The organism is Couchioplanes azureus (assembly GCF_014648355.1).
Taxonomy (GTDB): domain Bacteria; phylum Actinomycetota; class Actinomycetes; order Mycobacteriales; family Micromonosporaceae; genus Actinoplanes; species Actinoplanes azureus.
In genome coordinates this window covers 21,562-40,603 of sequence record NZ_BMQY01000002.1, presented here as the reverse complement: position 1 = coordinate 40,603, position 19,042 = coordinate 21,562, and the positions used below count along the sequence as shown (strand labels likewise).

General features: G+C 73.5%; 13 protein-coding genes. 7 read left to right on the top strand and 6 right to left on the bottom strand.

The window, feature by feature from the left end; genetic code table 11:
• Positions 1–53: 53 nt before the first annotated feature.
• Complete coding sequence (locus IEY99_RS07460; protein WP_189200810.1) at positions 54–995, top strand: glycosyltransferase family 2 protein; 942 nt, start codon at positions 54–56, stop codon at positions 993–995.
• Positions 988–2,166, top strand: coding sequence for a glycosyltransferase (locus IEY99_RS07455; RefSeq protein WP_189200808.1), 1,179 nt, complete (start codon positions 988–990; stop codon positions 2,164–2,166). Before IEY99_RS07460 ends, IEY99_RS07455 begins: the two co-directional genes overlap by 8 nt.
• Here the strand turns inward: IEY99_RS07455 and IEY99_RS07450 are convergent.
• The 3 genes from IEY99_RS07450 to IEY99_RS07440 form a co-directional block, all read right to left on the bottom strand.
• Positions 2,072–3,496 carry a hypothetical protein gene (locus tag IEY99_RS07450; protein ID WP_189200806.1) on the bottom strand — a complete coding sequence of 475 codons (1,425 nt, stop codon included), beginning with the start codon at positions 3,494–3,496 and terminating at the stop codon, positions 2,072–2,074. The two genes, IEY99_RS07455 and IEY99_RS07450, sit on opposite strands and share 95 nt — an antisense overlap.
• The gene (locus IEY99_RS07445) at positions 3,493–4,341 is read right to left on the bottom strand and encodes a hypothetical protein (protein ID WP_189200804.1); all 849 of its coding nucleotides are present in this window, start codon (positions 4,339–4,341) and stop codon (positions 3,493–3,495) included. Before IEY99_RS07445 ends, IEY99_RS07450 begins: the two co-directional genes overlap by 4 nt.
• Before the next feature lie 124 nt (positions 4,342–4,465).
• Complete coding sequence (locus IEY99_RS07440) at positions 4,466–5,839, bottom strand: glycosyltransferase 87 family protein (RefSeq protein ID WP_189200802.1); 1,374 nt, start codon at positions 5,837–5,839, stop codon at positions 4,466–4,468.
• A gap of 337 nt (positions 5,840–6,176) precedes the next feature.
• Between IEY99_RS07440 and IEY99_RS07435 the strand changes: the two genes are divergently transcribed.
• Together IEY99_RS07435 and IEY99_RS07430 are read left to right on the top strand one after the other, a co-directional pair.
• Positions 6,177–7,166 carry a glycosyltransferase family 2 protein gene (locus tag IEY99_RS07435; protein WP_268245101.1) on the top strand — a complete coding sequence of 330 codons (990 nt, stop codon included), beginning with the start codon at positions 6,177–6,179 and terminating at the stop codon, positions 7,164–7,166.
• Positions 7,167–7,234: 68 nt separating this feature from the next.
• Complete coding sequence (locus IEY99_RS07430; protein WP_189200800.1) at positions 7,235–9,454, top strand: hypothetical protein; 2,220 nt, start codon at positions 7,235–7,237, stop codon at positions 9,452–9,454.
• Here IEY99_RS07430 and IEY99_RS07425 read toward each other — a convergent pair.
• Entirely contained in the window at positions 9,443–13,372 is a 3,930-nt protein-coding gene (locus tag IEY99_RS07425) for a PAS domain-containing hybrid sensor histidine kinase/response regulator (protein WP_189200798.1), read from the bottom strand. The genes IEY99_RS07430 and IEY99_RS07425 overlap by 12 nt on opposite strands.
• 100 nt (positions 13,373–13,472) lie before the next feature.
• Between IEY99_RS07425 and IEY99_RS07420 the strand changes: the two genes are divergently transcribed.
• A complete protein-coding gene (locus IEY99_RS07420; RefSeq protein ID WP_189200796.1) occupies positions 13,473–14,210 on the top strand; it encodes a sensor histidine kinase in 738 nt (245 codons plus the stop codon).
• A 27-nt stretch (positions 14,211–14,237) separates the two neighbouring features.
• Positions 14,238–16,259 (top strand): hybrid sensor histidine kinase/response regulator, encoded by a 2,022-nt coding sequence (locus IEY99_RS07415; protein WP_189200794.1) that lies wholly within the window; start codon positions 14,238–14,240, stop codon positions 16,257–16,259.
• 29 nt (positions 16,260–16,288) lie between these two features.
• On the opposite strand, the gene IEY99_RS07410 is transcribed toward IEY99_RS07415, so the two are convergent.
• The gene (locus IEY99_RS07410; RefSeq protein WP_189200792.1) at positions 16,289–16,684 is read right to left on the bottom strand and encodes a VOC family protein; all 396 of its coding nucleotides are present in this window, start codon (positions 16,682–16,684) and stop codon (positions 16,289–16,291) included.
• A gap of 121 nt (positions 16,685–16,805) precedes the next feature.
• Positions 16,806–18,005, bottom strand: coding sequence for a hypothetical protein (locus tag IEY99_RS07405; RefSeq protein WP_189200790.1), 1,200 nt, complete (start codon positions 18,003–18,005; stop codon positions 16,806–16,808).
• Between the two features lie 189 nt (positions 18,006–18,194).
• Here IEY99_RS07405 and IEY99_RS07400 point away from each other — a divergent pair, with 189 nt between their 5' ends.
• Positions 18,195–19,022, top strand: coding sequence for a MerR family transcriptional regulator (locus IEY99_RS07400; protein WP_189200788.1), 828 nt, complete (start codon positions 18,195–18,197; stop codon positions 19,020–19,022).
• The last annotated feature ends 20 nt before the right edge of the window (positions 19,023–19,042 follow it).

The following is a 19,042-nucleotide window of genomic DNA, read 5'->3' as shown; positions in this document are numbered from 1 at the left end:
CGTCCACCCGCTGTTCAGCGAGCGGACGCAGTCGGCACCTAGCTTCCGACGGCATGGACGCCATCCCCGCGGTCAGCGTGGTCATTCCCACGCGCAACCGCCCGCACCTGGTGGCCCGCGCCGTCCGGAGCGTGGCCGGCCAGACGATCCCGGACCTCGAGGTGATCGTCGTCGTGGACGGGCCGGACGACGACACGCCGAAGGCCCTGGCCGAGATCGGCGACCCGCGGGTGCGGGTCGTGACGCTGCCCGAGCGCCGCGGCGCTCCGCACGCCCGCAACGTCGGGGCCCGCCAGGCGCGCTCGCCGTGGACGGCGCTGCTCGACGACGACGACGAATGGCTTCCCGGCAAGCTCGCGGCCCAGCTGGAGCTGGTGCGCGGCATGGACGTGCCGTTGCCGATCGCCGCCAGCCGCCTGATCAACCGTACGCCGCGCGCCGAGCTGGTCATGCCGCGCCGGCTGCCGCGCCCGCAGGAGCATCTCAGCGAGTACTTCACGGTGCGCCGCGGGCTGTTCCACGGCGAGGGCTTCATCCAGACCTCCACCATCCTGGCGCCCACGGAGCTGCTGCGGGCGGTGCCCTTCACGGTGGGCCTGCGCCGCCAGCAGGAGCTGGACTGGGCGTTGCGCGCGCTCCGCCACCCCGGCACGGCGCTGCGGGTCGCCGAGGAGCCGCTGGTGATCTGGCACACCGACGAGGACCGCGAGCGGATCAGCCTGGACATGCCGTGGGAGTCGCAGCTGGCCTGGTTGCGCCGCAGCCGGGAGCTGTTCACCCCGCGGGCGTACGCGGTATTCACGCTGAGCGTGATCAGTTCGATGGCCGCCGGCACGCACCGCCCGGCGGTGTTCCGCGAGCTGCTGAGCGAGGCCCGCTCCCACGGCCGGCCCGGTCTTCTCGACTACCTGACGCACCTGCAGATCTGGCTGCTCCCGCCGCATCTGCGGCGGGCCCTGCGGGATCGGCTGCTGGGCCGGAGCCGCCGTGCCTAGGCGCGTCGTCATCTGGCGCAGCGGGCTGCTCGCCGCGTCCGAGACGTTCATCCGCGACCAGGGCCTCGCCCTGCGGCGCTGGCGAGCGACCTTCGTCGGTGCCACCCGGGTCGCGTCCGCACAGGCCCGCGACGACGACGTCATCGTGTTCCCCGGCGACCCGGCCGGCTTCCTGCGCCTGCGCCTGACCGGTCGCTCGCCCCGGCTGTCCGCGGCACTGGCCGAGACGGCACCCGCGGTCGTGCACGCGCACTTCGCCGGCGACGGCTGGCTCGTCCACCGCGCCGCGGCGGAGGCCGGTGCGCCGCTGGTGGTGACCCTGCACGGCCACGACGTGAGCCGGCAGCCGCGGGCCGGCGGCGTACGCGGCGCGCGCCACCGCCGCCACCTGCGCGTCGTGCTCCGCCGCGCGGCGCTCGTCCTGGCGGTCTCCGCGCCGTTGCGGGATCTGGCGCTCGCTCACGGCGCCGACCCCGCCCGCATCCGGGTGCACCACACCGGCGTGACCATCCCGCCGGCCGGCCCGCCGGCGCCGACGCGCTGGGACGTCGCCTTCGTCGGCCGGTTCGTGCCGAAGAAGGGGACCGGCGACCTCGTCACGGCGCTCGGCATGCTCGCCGACCTCCGGCCCCGGGCGGTGTTCATCGGCGACGGCCCGCTCGCCGCGGCCGCCCGCGAGCGCGCGGCGGTGCTGCGGCTGGACGCGACGTTCCTCGGCATGCAGGACCACGGCGAGGTCCGGCGGGCGCTCGCCGCGTCGCGGATCCTCGCGGCGCCCTCGCGCACCGCGCCGGACGGCGACATGGAAGGGCTGCCCACGACGATCCTGGAGGCGTCCGCACGGGGTGTTCCGGTGGTGTCCACCCGGCACAGCGGCATCCCCGAGGCGGTCGTCCACGGCGAGACCGGGCTGCTCGGCGCGGAGGGGGACCCGGCCGCGCTGGCCGCCCACCTGCGGCGGCTGCTGACCGACGAGGAGCTGCGGCAGCGGCTCGGCCGTCAGGCGCGGGCGTACGCCGCCACGCACTTCGACCTGCACCGGCAGACCGGGCTGCTGGAGGGCTTCTACGAGGAGGTCAGCGACGGGGCAGCAACCAGCGGCCGCCCCGCACGGCCGCGCGGACCCCGCCCGCCAGCCTCCGTCCCGCCCGGGCGGCGCCCCGGGCGCTGAGCAGCTCGACGGTACGCCGGGCGCGGGCCAGGTCCGACTCGGCCGCGTCCAGCGACTCCTCGTACCAGGTCAGCTGGGCCCGGGCCGCGGCCAGCTCCCGGCTCAGCCGGTCGCGGTCGGCGATCAGCCCGGCGACCGACGCCGGGGCCGCCGCGGCCGGCAGGTGGCGCGGGTCCACGTCCCGGCCGGTCATCGCCCCGAGGGTGGCGGCCAGGTCCGCCGGCCCGGTCACCGCCGGCCACGGGTGCGCACCGCCGCGCAGCAGGCTGACGGCGAGGTCGTGCAGCGCGGCGTCCGGGTCACCCGCCGGCACCAGCGCGGTCCGCTCGCCGCCCGGTCCGATGATCATCTGACCGGCCGGCACGCCGGCATGCGGCCCGGCCTGCCACCGCGTCAGAATCGCGCGCAGCCCGGGCAGGTCACGGCGGGCGGCCGCGCCGGCGACGAGGCTGGACAGCGTACGGCCGGGCGGCAGGTCCCGGCGCCACGCGGCTCCCGTCGCGGTGAGGACGTCGGGCAGAGTTCCGGCGTCGCGGGCCGGGCGGTGGCGTGCCACCACGACCCATCCGGGTGCCAGCGCCGGGGCCAGCCCGTGCGCGGCCGCGTCGACGGCGAGCGCGACCGGGTCCGACAGCGTCCCCGCCGCGGGGACGGTGCCGCGGCTCAGCGTCGCCTCCACGTAGCCGCGGATCGTGTCGTCGCCGAGCACGGCGACGTCGAACAGCACGTCGGGCGCCACCGGGTCGAGGAATGCGGCGTACGTGCGGACGACGTCGAGCCCGGCCGCGGCGAGCGCCTCCGGCACCCCCGCCAGGCCCGCCGGCCGGGTGCGGTCGTGAGCGGCGGCCGGCGTCCAGTCCGAGTCGGTCAGCGGTCGCGGCGCCGCCGTCAGCCGGTGGACCCCGCACAGGTTCGCCACGCCGAGGACGAGGGTGCCGCCGGGACGCAGCACGGCAGCCAGCCCGGCCAGCCGCTCGCCCCAGTCCGGCTCGTCGCCCTCGGCCGAGGCGAGGCGTTCCAGGCCGTCCAGCGCGAGAACGGTGTCGAACCGCTCCTCGGCGGGCAGCTTCGCGATCCCGCCGCAGTACACGGCGGCGTCGAGCGACGCGGCCAGCCGTTCGGCGTCCGGCAGGCCGCGGACCAGCACCGCGAGGTCGCCGGATCCGGCCCGGCGGACCAGAGCGGCGTCGTGCGGGCCGGCCACCAGCGTGCGGCCGCGCGCCGAGGCGAACAGCGGTGCCCAGGCCGGCCCGCGCACCGGCCCGGGGCCGTGCCGGCCGTCCAGATCGGACCAGAGCACCATCTCTCCGCCGAGAAGCCGGATACTCATGACCGCGCCCCCCGCTCGGGGCGTCCGGGCCCGGCCGTCCAGCGGAACACCCGGCGCAGCTCCGCGGGGGACAGGAGCCGATCGGCGCCGAGTTCCTCGACCGCCGCCGCGTGCGCGACGGCGGGGTCGATCCGCTCGCCGTGCAGCGGCGCCCACTGGCGGCGGATCCGGGCCTGCCCGCCGAACCTCGGGTCCTCTCCCGAGAGCGTCATGGGATCGCCGTACACGGCCGGCTCGCACCCGGCCAGGATGCCGTACCAGACGGCGGTGCTGAGCCGGTTGGACGCGACCCGGCGGTGCCGGCGCAGCTCGGCCAGCTGGTGGCGCAGGAAGGTCGGGTCGCCCGGCTGCCACGGGTCTCCCCGGTAGCCGTGGCACACCACCCGGAAGCCGGCCCGCTCGTACCGGCGGCGCAGGCGCGGCATCCGGTACTCCTGCCAGTACAGGCATACCGTGACGGCCTCGCCCTCGGTCTCCCTGATCCGGGCGATGAGCCGGTCGTGGTCGCCGTGGACGTGCTGGCCCTCCCAGCCGTGGAAGGGGTACCAAATCGTGCCCTCGCGGGGCTGCGGGGACGGCCCGGGCGGCTCCTGGCGCAGCAGATACGCCCACGGCGCGCCCACCACATAGGTCCCGCGCCGGCCCAGCGACCAGGCGCGCCGGCGGGTGCGCTCGGACCACAGGAACAGCGGCACCCCGGCCACGTACTCGTGATCGGCGGCCATCCCGTCGCCGATGTTCCAGCCGTGCTGCAGGTAGCCGTGGATCCGTGGCGGACGCCCGGACAGACCGCAGTAGCGGGCGAGGACGGCGGAATGCCCGTAGTAGTCGTTGGCGCGATGCACGCAGCGATCCTGGGGCATGCGACCGGCGGGACGCTACGGCGCCGTCCGGATCCCCGTAAAGTTCGACCGCCGTTGCCGCGCCCGTCGGATCGACGTGGGGCGATGTCCATGTGTCGGCGTACGTTCATCGATCCGTCACGGTGCCGTTGTCCCGTCCCGGCCGGAGGTACGGCACGGTAGGACCCACCCAGCCCGATGGTGAGCAGCCGTGATGATTTCCTTCGTCGTCTCGGGTCTGGTGCTCTGCCTTGGTGTCCTCCTGGCCGCACTGGACCATCCCGACTACCTCGACCACCCCCGCATCGAGAAGCTGAGCGTCGTCGTCCTGGTGGCGGGCGCGGTCGTCCTGGCGGCCGGCCTGGCCCGCGCGCTCTGGACGCCCGGCGGAGTTCTCTGATCCCCGATGGACGGTCGTCAGTGCGTGGATGCTCCACACCAACGCGGACAGCATCAGCACGGCCAGGATCCTCAGATCCACCAGTGCGGCGGTGCCGAACAGGAACGGCCCGTACGACAGCAGCGAGGCCGCCTGCACCAGCACCGGCACGGGCCAGAGCCGCGGCCGGTGGAACGCCAGCGCCACGGCCACCACGTCGGCGAGGTAGAAATAGCGCTCGTGCATGCCGGGCAGCAGGAACGGCACGCCGATGACGAACACCGCGGAGGCGGTGACGAGGCGATCCGCGTCGAGCCGGACCCGGCCGGCGATCAGCAGGTAGAGCACCCCGAGGACGAGGACCGCGGCGAAGAGGTAGCCGAGCGTCTCGAGGGTGTCGACCCTGGTGGTCACCGGGAAGAACGCGTACGCGCTCGGCGCGTTCGAGGTGAGCGCGGGCACGTGACTCGACTGCCGCCCCGGCGAGTAGAGCGTGAGCAGTTCGACCGGATCGCGGCCCGCGAGGATCGCGGGAAGGTCCAGGACGACGTACACCACCGGGACGGCCAGCAGGCACCGCCAGGGAAGCCGGCCGGCCAGCACCGTCAGGGCCAGGACGGGGAAGATGAAGATCGCCTGAGGCTTGACGGCCAGGGCCATGGTGAACAGCGAGGCCGCGCCCCAGCCCTTGCCCCGCAGCACGTAGTAGAGGCCGCCGAGCGCCAAGGCGCCCCACACGCCGTCGCATTGACCGTAGAGCGAGCTGTTCACCACGACCGTGGGCAGGAAGGCCGTCACGAGAGCGGCCAGCGCGGGAATCCGCCAGCCGGCATGGCGGAGCGCCACGATGCGGTAGGTGAAATACACCAGCAGGACGTCGAAGAGGCACCAGGTCAACTTGATCTTGATGAGGGTGGACCCGGGCAGGTACGTCAGGATCGCCAGCAGGTAGAGGAACGGCGCGTTGTAGTTGCCGATCTCCTGGTCCAGCGCGGCGAAGCCGCCGCCGGCCTCGATCCGGTCGTACCAGGCGTAGAAGATGCGCATGTCCGCGGTGACCTCGTGCCGGCCGGCCCAGCGGATCCCCACCGCGAGCATTGCCAGCAGGCCGAGAAGCAGCAATTCCGCTGTCGGTACCCGGTTGACGCGCACTGATCCGCCCCCGATCGAATGAACGGGCAAGGTACCGAGGGCAGGTGAACGTCGAGCGCCGGGTGACTTGCGGCCGGATGGCGCGCGCTCGTCCTCTGCGTACGACCTCGGTACCCGGACCCGCTCGCCCGTGCCGGACGTGTTCACTGCGAATTCAGCTCCACGTTCTCACCGCGTTGAGCCGGCTGGTGCAAGGTGGTGTCCTCGCCCAGGCCCCCGGGGAGAATCCGGGCGATGGCCGGCAGAGTGCGACGGTGTGCCGGACGAGTGCTCGCGGCGAACGACACCGAGACCCGGAGGAGACCTCGTGGAGAGCGCCGCCGTCCTGTCGGTCATCGTGCCGATGTACAACGAGGAGGCGGTGATACCGGCGCTCGCCGGACGGCTCCGGCCGGCGCTCGACGACCTCGGCGTCACCTACGAGGTGGTGGCCGTCGACGACGGCAGCACCGATCGCACCGCCCCGTTGCTGCTCGAGCACGCCCGCGCCTGGCCCGAGCTGCGCCTGATCCGGCTGCGCCGCAACAGTGGGCACCAGGCCGCCCTCGCCGCCGGGCTGCACCGTGCCGGCGGCGCGTGGGTGGTCAGCATCGACGCCGACCTGCAGGACCCGCCCGAGGTCATCGCCGACATGCTGCGGGCCGCCCGGGAACAGGGCGTCGACGTGGTGTACGGCGTCCGCTCCGACCGCAGCACCGACACCGCGTTCAAGCGGTACACGGCCGGCGTGTACTACCGGCTCATGCGCCGGATGATCGGCGCGGAGATCCCCGCCCAGGCCGGTGACTTCCGGCTGCTCAGCCGCGCCGTCGTCGACGTGCTGCTGTCCCTGCCCGAGCGGGCACCGGTCTACCGGCTGCTGGTGCCGTCCCTCGGCTTCGCCTCCACCTCGGTCACGTACGCGCGGGAGCGGCGCGCGGCGGGTGAGACGAAGTATCCGCTGCGCCGGATGGTCGCCCTGGCATGGGACAGCGCCGCGAACTTCTCCGCGGCCCCGCTGCGCGTGGCCACCTGGCTCGGTGCCCTGTCCTTCCTCATGTGCCTGGGGCTGACCGCCTTCGGCGTCGTCGTGTGGGCCAACGGCACCGTCATCCCGGGCTGGACGTCGCTCTTCCTGGCCGTGCTGCTGCTCTCGGCCGTCCAGCTGATCTGCCTGGGGCTCCTCGGCGAGTACGTGGCGAGGATCTACCGGACCGTGCAGAACCGACCCTCGTTCCATGTCGGATTCGACTCGTCGGCCGCCCCGGCGCAGCCGGCGGAGAGCGCTCCGATGCGCCGGACGGCCGCGGTCCGGTGACGGCGACACCGACCTGCGCCGACGCCGCCGTACTGCCGTCGCCTTCGCGTCGGGCACACCGGCTCCTGGTGGTCCTGCCCTGGGCGCTCGTCGCCGCTGCGTGGATCGCGGCACTGCACCGGGCGGACGTTCCCGGCGCGCAGACCGCGCGGTACGGCGGGTACCTGCTCCTCGGGGTCCTGCTGCCCGGCACGCTGGTGCATCGCTTCCTGCGGGGCAGCCGCGGCAACCTCCCCGAGGATCTCGGCTACGGAGCCGCCACCGGCTTCGTCGTGCAGCTCATCGGCTGGGCGCTGACCGCCGCCACCGGTCTGCAGGCGCTGTTGCCGTGCTGGCCCCTGCTCGTGGTGCTGGCCTTCGCCACGGTACCGGCACTCCGGCGGCACTGGCGGATCGCCGAGCCGCGGCCGTTGCCGCCGCGGTGGTCCTGGCTGATCTGCGGGGCTCTGCTCCTCGTCGTCGCCGCGGGGGCGGCAGCCTGGACGAGCACGCCGTTGCCGCCCGCCGACGCGGTCTACTACCCCGACCTGATGTACCACCTCGCGCTGGTGCACGAGATGACGCGGGCGATGCCGTTCCAGGTGCCGCAGCTGGCCGGCGACGTCCTGCGCTACCACTACCTGTCCGACGCCGACATGGCGATCGCGAGCATGAGCACCGGGATTCCGGAGGTGACCGTGCTGCTGCGCCTCTGGACGGTGCCGGTCGGCGCGGCCGGGGTGCTCGTCGTCGCGGCGCTCACCCGTGAGCTCAGCGGCACGTGGTGGGCCGGGCCCCTGGCGGCTGCGGTCGCGTTCGGGGGACTGCCGCTGGTACTGGGTGCGCCCGTCGCCCCGTACGGTGGGTCGTCGCTGTCCTACCTGAGCCCGTCGCAGACGTACGCGATGCCTCTGCTGGGTCTGCTCGTGGCCGTCGCGGCGGACCTGCTGCGCGGCCGGCGACCGGGCCCGGCCTGGTTCCTGGTGCCGCCGCTCGCGCTCGCCTGCGCGGGCGCCAAGTCCAGCGCGCTGCCTCCGCTGGTGGCGGGCCTGACGCTGGCCGGCCTGGTCGCCTGGTGGCGGCACCGCCGGTTTCCGTGGGCGGTCGCCGGGTTTGCCGGGGCGCTGGTCCTCGCCATGGTGATCGGTGCTCTGCTGTTCGCGGGCGGCGGCGCGGGCACGCTCGGTCTGCAACCGCTGAGCCTGCTGCGCTGGATGGAGCCGTACCACTCGACACTGGGCCGGCACGACGGGGTCGATCCCGGAGGGCTGTTCGCGCCGGGCGTCCGAGGGGCGGGAACGACGGGCGCCCTCTTCATCGCCGGGATCGTGGGCTGGTGGCTGCTGATGCAGGGGCCGCGGCTGATCGGCGTCGCCTTCCTGCGGCCCCGGACGGATCCGGCCGCCTGGCTGCTGGGCGGCATGGCCGTCGCCGGCTTCGGCGCGGCCCTGCTGCTCCGGCATCCCTCGGCCAGTCAGCTCTACTTCATGCTCAGCGCCGCGCCGTTCGGGGTGGTGCTGACGGCGTGGATGCTGGCCGGGCGGACCGGTGGCCGGCGGACGCCGGTGGCGGGCCTGGTCGCGGGTGCGTGCTGGGCCGTCTTCTCGCCGGCGGTGACCGCCCCGGTGGAGGACACGAAGGGCGGCTGGGCCTGGGCGCTCGCCGTCCCGGTGCTGCGGGTGGCCGGTCTCGTGCTGCTCGCCGCGGTTCTGCTCGGGGTGCTCCGCCGCCCGCTGCGGCTCCTGGTGGTCTCCGTGACCGCCGCGGTGCTGGGAGCCAGCATCGCCACCGGTGCCGCCGCGTCCGCCAGATCCCTGTGGCGCCACGGGTTCGGGCCCGAGGCCCCACCGCCTTCCCCGGCGCGGATGGTCACCCGCGAGGAGATGCGGGCCGCGCTGTGGGTGGACGAGCACGCGGGCGACGACGACGTGGTGGCGACCAACGTGCACTGCGTGCCGGTCGCCCGGTACCAGCCGTGCGACGCCCGCGCCTTCTGGGTGGCCGGGCTCGGTGGCCGGCGCACTCTGGTGGAAAGCTGGGGCTACTCGGATGCCACGGTCGCCGCCAACGGCGCCGGGGGACTGAAGTACGTGCTGCAACCGCCGCCGGACCCGCACACGTACGCCCTCAACCAGCGGGTGTTCACGACCGCGGATCCGGCCGACCTGGCCCGGCTGCGCGAGGCGTACGGGGTGAGGTGGCTCCTTGCCGACCGGCGGGCCGGCCCGGTGTCGCCCGCGCTCGACTCCCTCGCCCGGCCGCGGTATTCCAGCGGCCCGGTCACCGTCTACGAGCTGTCAGCCCGGTGAGGCGCTCGTCCAGCGTTCGAGGGTGGCGCGCAGGGCTTCCGGATCGATCGGCTTGGCCAGGAAGTCGTCCATCCCGGCCCGGGCGGCTCGCTCCCGGTCCTCCTGCAGGACCCCGGCCGTCATGGCGATGATCGGTACGTGCCGGCCGGGCTCCTCGCGTCGGCGCAGCTCCGCGGTGGCCTGGTAACCGTCCAGTTTCGGCATCTGGCAGTCCATGAGGATGGCCTGGTACGACTTCTCGGCGGCGAGCTGGATGGCCTCGGCGCCGTTGGCGGCGACGTCGACCTCGTACCCCAGCATGTCGAGGGTGTCGACGGCGACGATCTGGTTGATCTCGTTGTCCTCGGCGAGCAGGACGCGGGTGCGGTCGTGCCCTGCGCCCGACCGCTCGGCCGGTGGGTGAGCGCCCGCGCGCGAGTCGCGGTGTTCCAGTTGCTGCACCAGATGGTTGAACAGGATGGACGGGCCGACGGGTTTGGCGATGATGTCGATCCCGTCGGCGCCGGGGATGTTCTCCAGGGCTGACGGGTCGCGGCTGAGCAGGAGACAGTTCAGGGGTGGGATCGCCGTGTCGGCCGTGATCCGCCGGGCCAGGGCGACCGCGTCGAGCTCGGGTTCGTGGTGGTCGATGACGGCGACGTGGAAGGGCTCACCGCGTCCGGCCGCGGTGACCAGCTGGTGCAGTGCCTCGTCGGCGGTGGACACGGTGACGGCGCGCATACCCCACGCGTCGACGTGCTCGGCGAGGAACTGCCGGACGGTGGCATTGCTGTCGGCGATGATCAGCCGGCGCTCGGCGAGCTCGTCGCGCAGGCGTCGCGGGCTCCGTGCGGGACCGGCGGCGTGGTCCAGCGCAAGCGTGAAGTGGAACCGGCTTCCCTGTCCGGGCGTGCTCTCGACCTCGAGGCGGCCGCCCATCAGCTCGACGAGCTGGCGGCTGATGGAGAGCCCGAGGCCGGTGCCGCCGTACTCGCGGCTGGTGCTGCCGTCGGCCTGGGTGAACGGTTCGAACAGCCGGCTCACCTGGTCCTGGTGGATGCCGATGCCGGTGTCGGCGACGCTGAAGGTGAGCTGGTGGTGGGCGTCGCCGGCGGAGTCGTGGTCGACGCGGATGGTGACCTCGCCCCGGTGCGTGAACTTGACCGCGTTGCCGGCCAGGTTGAGCAGGACCTGCCGGATGCGCCCCTCGTCGCCGCGGACGCTGTCGGTCAGGTCGGCGGGATAGTAGGTGATGATCTCGAGGTCCTTGTCGCGGGCCGCGGCGGCCGCGGCGTGGGCGACCTCCTCGACGAGGTTCCCGAGGTCGAAGTCGTGCGGGGTGATGGTGATCTTCCCTGCCTCGATCTTCGAGAAGTCGAGGATGTCGTTGATGATCGCGAGCAGCGCCCGGGCCGAGGAGCGGATGGACTCGCCGTAGCGGCGCTGGACGGGTGCCAGCGGCGTGTCCAGGAGCAGCCTGGTCAGGCCGATGACGCCGTTCATCGGCGTGCGGATCTCGTGGCTGACCATCGCGACGAACTCCGACTTGACGCGGGCGGCGGCGAGCGCCTCGTCGCGGGCCGCGGCCAGGGCCTGTTCGGTCTTCTTGCGGCGGGTGATGTCGCGGACCGCCGCGGAGACGAGGACGCCTTCGTCGGTGTCGAGCGGTGCGAGGCTGATCTCGACCGGGAACGTGGTCCCGTCGCTGCGGCGCCCGCAGATCTGCTGGCCTTCGCCGTGGCCCACCATCCGGACGTCGGGAGCCTCCATGTACGCCTGGCGGTCCTTGACGTACTGCTGCCCCGATGCCTGCGGGATGAGCACGTCGATGTTGCTGCCGACGAGCTCGTCGGCGGTGTAGCCGAACATCCGCTCGGTCTGCTGGTTGACGAGCCGGATGGTGCCCACGGCGTCGGCGACGATGATGGCGTCCGGCGCGCTGAGCAGGAGCTGCCGGAAGCGCTTCTCGGCGCGTCTGAGGCTGGTGATGTCGTGGCCGATCGAGGCGGCACCGGTGACGACGCCGTTGCTGTCGCGCAACGGTGAGATGGTCACCGACAGGTGGACGAGTTTGCCGTCGCTGCGTACCCGGGTGGCGTCGGGCTCGTAGACGGTTTCTCCCGCCGTCACCCGGCGCATGATGTCGTCGAACTGATGGCGGGCGTCCGGCGGGAACAGCACGGCCAGGCTCTGCCCGATGATCCGGTCCGCGGGGTAGCCGTAGATGCGCTCGGCGGCCGGGTTCCAGCTGACGATGGTGCCGTCGAGGTTCTTGCCGATGACCGCGTCGGCGGTGCTTTCCACGATGGCGGCGAGGCGGGCGTGGGCCTCGTGCGCCTTGCGAGGTTCCGTGACGTCGCGTCCGACGGCGTAGATCGTGCCCGACGCGTCCGCGGGCGAGGCGTTCCAGTTCAGCCAGCGGTAGTCGCCGTCGCTGGTGCGGTAACGGCTCTCGGCCTGGTCCTCGAGCTCGGATCCCCGGTGGAGCCGGTGCAGCCGGGCGCGTGCCTCGTCCACGTCCTCCGGATGGACCAGACTGGTGAGCTCCCGGCCGATCAGGTCGTCGACCGGGTACCGCAGGACACGCTGCCACGACGCGCTGACCCGTTGAAGGCGCCCGTCGGCGTCGATGATGCACAACAGGTCCTGCGACATCTGGAAGAAGTGGTCGAGCTCCTGGGCCATGCGGCGGCGCTCGGCCTCCTCCCGGTCGCGCTCGGTGAGGTCGCGGTAGGTGACGATGATCAGGCTCGGCCGTCCGCTTTCGGAGCGCACCGGGCAGACCGTCGTCAGCACGGTCAGCTTGGCGCCGTCGGCGCGCCGGATCTCCGTGGTGAGCTCGCTGCGGTCCTCGGAGGCGAGGGTCGTCTGCACATCGACGAGGCGTTCGGCTTCCGTTCCGGGAGGCCACCACGGGTACGGCGGCCGGATCCCGAGCACCGTACCGGCGGCGAAGCCGGTCAGCTCGGACCACCGCTCGTTGACGTTGAGCACGGTGCCGTCCGGGGCGACGGTCAGCACGCCTTCGACCAGGGCGGTCAGCACCGTGTCGTTGAAGTCGCGTTGTTCGCGCAGCTCGCTGATCAGACGGCGCTGCCGGTTGTCGGCATGATCGAGGATCAGTCCGACCCGCAGCAGCACCACGTACAGGGTCATCAGCAGCATGCTGATCGCGACGGTCACGACCAGCCCGTTGATCGGGGTGCCGGAGCGGCTCATCACGGCGATGACGGAGCCGATCAGCACGACCACGGCGGTGATGGCGGGCGCCAGCTGGCGCACCGTGTGCCCGCCGAGGCGCGGGCTGCTGAACAGGGCGACGGCGAGCCCGGCCGGACGGCAGGTCACCACCGCCACGGTCAGCAGGAGCAGGCAGATCTGCGTGGGCGCCGGTACGACGACGCCGTTGCCCTCGGTGTACTCCGAGGGCACCCCGAGCACCGTCTCCAGCGCGGTCAGGCCGATGAGTATCCCCGCGGCCGCCGCGAACAGCTGCGCGGGCCGGTGGCCCCGGCGGGCGTCTGTCTCCAGCAGGACCAGGCTCAGCCCGACGAGGACGAACGCCATGGGCGAGCGTTTGGCCGGTGGCGCCGGCGGGCGGCCGGTGGGTTCGGCGAACCACCCCTCCAGGGGCGTGTCCAGCGACCAGACCCGGCTGACGAGCATCCAGGCCGACAGGCCGACGACCACCAGGGCCAGCGTCCGGCCCAGCCATCGCCGCGCCGGCCGGGCTCCCGCCGGCGCGATCAGCCACAGCACCGTACCCGCCATGATCGAGATCAGCGCGTGCACCGGTGACATCGCCGGCTGGTCGGAGCCGAGGCTGGTGAGCGGCCAGTACGTCGTCAGGTATCCGAGGATCACCACCGCGCCGACGACGATGGCGAGCGTCGCGGCGACCATCCAGATCCGGCCGAGCCAGGAAGGGCGTGTACTCACGAACCCGGTCACCCTTTGCATCGTTGCAGCTACTGTTTGCCATGGGCGGGTGTTTTCCGGGACGGCGACCAGAGCCTGGGGGCGAGCGATGCCGGGGACCATGGAACAGCCGGGCGTGCAGTTCACGCCCGAGGTCGTCGACCTCGTCGGCCCGGCCGCGCTGCCGAAACTCGGTCACGAGCTCCGCGGACCGCTCTCCGGCATCATCAGCCTCGCCGGCCTCATGTCCCGCAAACTGGGTCAGGGGCCGGTCCGGCCGGAACAGCTCGTCACCCAGTTGCAGCTGATCGGCTCCAGCGCCGCCGAGCTGCTGCACACCGTCGAGCGCCTCGTGCTGCTGGCCAGGCTCGACCAGCCCGCGGGCGCCGGCGACCCGGCGCCGTTCGACTGCCGGGCCCTGGTCCAGGAGGTCGTCACGGCCCACCACCCGGAGGCGGCGGCCCGGGACCGGCGCGTCGTCGTGGAGCTGCCCCCGGACGCCGTCCTGGTCACCGGCGACCCGGAGGCGCTACGCCGGCTGCTCGCCGAGGTCCTGGACAACGCGATCAAATACACGAACCAGCCGGACGTCCAGGTCACCGTGGGCGGCGCCGCGGGCGGCGCACCGGCCATCGCCGTACGTGACCAGGGCCCCGGCCTGACCGGCGACGAGCTGCGGCGAGCCTTCCTGCCCTTCGAACGCGGCGCGGCGGCCCACGAACGCGACGAGCCGGGAACCGGGCTGGGACTGTGTCTCGCCCAACGCTGCGCCCGCCGCTGCGGCGCCACGTTGTCGGCGACCGCTTCGCCCGCCGGCACCACCGTCACCGTCGCCTTCGGGCCGCCGCCGGCGCCCTGACCGACCACCGCCGAGATCGGAGGCACGATGGCCACCATCCTGGTCGTCGACGACCGCACCACCAGCCGCGCGGTCGCCCACATGACCCTGGACGACGGCGGCCACCAGGTCATCGAGGCCCGTGAGGGGCGCCAGGCCCTGGAGATCGCCCGGCGGCTGCACCCCGACGTCGTGCTCACCGACGTCATCATGCCCGGCATGGGCGGGTACGAGTTCGTGCACGAGCTGCGCGCCGACGCCAGCACCGCCGACATCCCCGTGTTGCTCTACACCGCCAACTACCTGCCCGAGGAAGCGGCGCCGCTGGCCTCCGCGTACGGCGTGTCCAAGGTGGTACCCAAGTCCGCGGACCCCGCCGAACTCCTCGCCGCGGTCGAGCAGGCACTGCACGACGAGCCGGCGGTCGCCGCGCCGCCGACCGCGCTGGCGCCCGAGCATCTGTGGACCGCCAACGCCAAACTGGTCGAGAAGGTCCTCGCCCTCGACGAGAGCGAGGCCCGTTTCGGCGCCCTGGCCGACGTCTCGCCGGTCGGCATCGTCTCCGGCACCATGGACCTGCGTGCCACCTACGCCAACCCGCGCCTGACGGACATCACCGCGATGGGCACCGACAGCCTGCTCGGGCACGGCTGGCTGTGCTGCCTGCCGGAGGAACACCGCGACCAGCTCCGCCGGCGGGGCATCCCCGACGGTCAGGCGAGCTTCGACGGCGGCGTCACCGTCGGCGACGGGCAGCGACGCTGGCTGCACACCACCGTGCGGCTCATCGAGGACGAGGAACCCGAGCATGCCGGCTTCGTCGCCACCGTCGACGACGTCACCGCCCTGGTCGAGGCCGAACAGCGCCGGCACGCCGCGGAACGCGAACGGGAGATCGCCGAACGGCGCCGCATCTCCGAACGCTTCGACAGCCTGGCCCGGCTGTCCGGGGCGATCGCGCACGACTTCAACAACATCCTCAACATCATCCTGTCGTTCAGCGAGTTCACCCAGGAAGCGCTCCGCGAGGCCGTGGGCGCCCCCCTGCAGGCCGCGGCCGCCGAACCCATGCTGCAGGACCTCGACCACATCCACCGCGCCGGCCGGCGCGCCGCGCACCTCGCGCACCAGCTCCTGACCTTCGGCGGCCGCGAGGTCGTCAAACCCACCGTGCTCGACCCCAACACCGTGGTCGAGGAAGTCCGTCGCATGGCCGAGTCCGCCTTCGGCACGCACGTCACCATCACCACCCGGCTGGATCCGCGCACGGGCAACACGGTCGCCGACGGAAGCCAGCTCACCCAGGTCCTGTACAACCTCGCGGTCAACGCCCGCGACGCCATGCCGCACGGCGGTCACCTGACGCTCGAGACCCGGCGGGTCACCGCGACCGAGCAGCCGCGGCCCGCCGGTCTTCCCGCCGGCGACTACGTGCACATCGCGGTCCGCGACGACGGCGACGGAATGACCCCCGACGTGCTGGACCACGCCGTGGAACCCTTCTTCACCACCAAGCCGAAGGGACAGGGCACCGGGCTCGGCCTCGCCACCGCGTTCGGCATCGTCCGGCAGGCCGCCGGCGACCTCACCATCGACTCCGCCCCCGGCCGCGGCACCACCGTGAACGTGTACCTCCCCGCCACCGAGGAGCGGGTGCCGGCCAGCACGCCTCCCGCCGCGACCGACACGCAGGCCGACCGCACGATCCTCGTCGCCGACGACGAGGACGGTGTCCGGGAGGTCGCCTGCCGCATCCTCGCCAGAGCGGGCTACACCGTCCTGCCCGCGTCCAACGGCCAGGAAGCCCTCGACATCGCCCGCGACCACACCGGAGCCATCCACGCTCTGCTGTCCGACGTCGTCATGCCCCAGATGAACGGCCCGGAGCTCGCCGCGGCCCTCCAGGACGTCAGGCCCGGCACTCCGGTGCTCTACATGTCCGGCTACGCCGACCCGCTGATGAACGACCAGGGCACGCTCGATCCCGACGTCACGATCGTCGGCAAGCCCTTCACCCGCAACGATCTCCTTGCCGCCGTCGAGAAGACGCTGCGGTCCGCAACCCGCTGAGCACCCGGTTCCCGCGGTGCCGCGGTGGGTCAGCTGCCGGGCTCACCCTCGTCGATGCACATGATGTTGCCCTCGCTGTCCTTGAACCACGCCGCCTTGCCCATCCCCGGGATGGTGGCCACCCGGCCGTGCCACGCGACGCCGGGCATGTCCTCGTAGACCTCGAAGACGACACCCTTGGCGACCAGGTCCCGTACCTCCTCGTCGACGTCGTCGACGTGCCACTGGGCGACGGTGTGGCCGGCCTGTCCCGCGTACTGGGTGCGGTAGACGTTGAAGAAGGTTCCCCCGGCGGTCCGGTACCGCAACGCCTCACCGCCGTACTCCGCGACGGGAGTCAGGCCGAGCTTGTCGGCATAGTAACGGCGGGCCCGGTCGAGGTCGGCTGCGGGAATGTTGGCTTCCACCGCGCTCTGGCTCAGCATGGTTCCTCCTGTTCCGGCGGGACCACCTCACGCTACGCCCGCACGCCACCGGCCGGAGTCACCCGAAAGCTGCCTCGCCCGACGCCGCGACCGGGTCCTCGTCCGGGTCCGGCCTGCGCCCTCAGGCCTGCTCGGCGGCGACGACGAGCGCCGACATCCCGGCGGCCGCGTCCACGTCGATGCGGTCCGCGGCCCCGGTCCAGTTCGCCGGGGTGAACAGCGAACCGGCGGCGACGCGTGAGTGGCTGTGCCCGTGCAGCACGACGTGGTCCGCGCCGCCGCCGACGCGGACCCGGACCGGGACCGGGCCGGCCGTGCGGACGTCGAAGAAGCTGACACCGCCGGTCATCCGCACCCGCAGTGTCCCGTCGGGGCGTGGCAGGGTCAGCGTGATCCGGCTCGCGCCGCCGGTCAGGTTCACCCCGCTGACCCCGCCGCCGCTCAGGTCGATGGTGCTGAGGCTGGCGCCGCCCGCCACCCCCAGGTCCCAGCGCACCCGGGAGGTCAGCGTGATGTCGACCGTTCCCGGGCGGTGGCCGCCGGTCCGGTCGAGCCACAGCCGGACCCGGCCGTCGCTCTCCGCGGCACGCGGCACGACGGCGCTGCCCTGCGGCGTGCTGACCGCGTAGAGACGGTCGCCGAGGTCGGCGGTGCGCAGGGTGACGGCCGTGGCGTCGCCGACCACGTCGAAGCCCGCCGCCGTACGGCCGTCCCGCGGTGCCGTCGCGGTGTGGCCCGGCGCGGGGAGGTTCGCGGACGGAGGCGCAGGGGGTCCGGCGGGCGCCGCGCCGCCGGAGTCCGGCGGCGTCGAGTCCGCCGGGGCGGTGGGATCCGCCGGGGCCGCGGCGGCCGGGCCGCCGCGGCCTTTGTCGCCGCCGGAGGTGTCCGTGCCGCGGCCGAGCACGGTGACGCCGACGCCGGCGAGCAGCAGGGCGGCGGTGGCGAGGCCGGCCCCGGCCAGCCGGCGCCGTCGTGGCGCCCGGCCGTGCGGGGGACCGGCCGCTGCCGCCCCGGCGCCGACCGGACCGTCCGCGGCCGGAGCATTCCCCGTGGAGAACAGGAGATCCTCGGCCGGGTCGTCGTCCGTGGGCGCGAGGTCGGTGATGACGGGCCATTCGACCGTGGGCTCGTCTCCCGGCAGCGGCGCGTCGGGACAGTCCGGGGGCAGGTCGGCGGGGACGTCGCCGAGGATCCGCGGACCGGCGTGCTCGCCGGTCACCCACCAGGACGCCAGCCGCCCGCCGGCCGCCTGCGGGTGGGCGGGCGGTGGTGTCGGGCCGGGTCCGGCGTCGTGACCGGTGGTCCGTGGACTCTCCTGCATGGGGACGACCTCCCTGCCTGTCGGTGCCACCCACCGGTACGCAGGGGAGGCACCCGGCGGTCGGGTCGGCGCGCAACTTTCCCGGCAGGCATCTGCCGCCCGGTGGGGCATTCCGGGTGACCGGCGCGATGACGGACGCCGGCGGCGGGTGTTGACCTTGACGCGCGGCAACCTCGTAGCGTGGTCGGCATGGGAGCGCGGGAGGCGGGGATGCTGTCGGTGGGCGAGGTCGCGCGCCGCGCCGGCCTCACCACGAAGGCGCTGCGGCACTACGACCGCCTGGGTCTGTTCGCGCCGCAGGTCGTCTCGGCGGACGGCTACCGGTGGTACGCGCAGAGCCAGGTCGCCACGGCCGTCACCATCGCCCGGCTGCGCGCCCTCGACGTGCCGCTGGAAGCCATCCGCGCCCTGCTGGCCGGGGCGGACGAGGACGAGGCGCGGCGGCTGCTGGCCCGGCACCGTGCCGCGCTGCAGGCGCGCGACGACCGGATCCGGCGGGCCCTGCACTCCCTCGACCACCTGCTCGACAACGAACGAGGAATTCTCATGGCGACGAGCGACCCCCATCCGCCGGGCGGCACCGAGGATCGTGAGCTGGCGCGTACGCTCTTCCAGCAGACGTGGGCCCTGCTGGAGCAGGAGTCCCGCTCGTCCGACGAGGACGAGCGGATGATCCACATGGCCCACGCGTCACGGTTCCACTGGGACGCCGTCGGCGACGACCAGAATCGGGCGATCGGCGAGTGGCAGTGCTCGCGGGTCTACGCGACGCTCGGCCGGGCCGAGCCGGCGCTCCACCACGCCCGGCGGTGCCTGCACTACGCCGACCGCCCGGGGACGGATGCGTGGCTGGTGGCGAGCGCCTACGAGGGTCTCGCCCGCGCCCAGGCCGTCGCCGGCGACCTCCAGGCGGCGCGCGACTCGCGCAGCCGGGCCGTGGCCCTGGCGGAGACCGTCGGCGACGTCGAGGACCGCAAGATCGTCATGGCCGACATCGACACCCTTCCTTTCGGCTAGGTTCCTAGGACGGTCTGCCC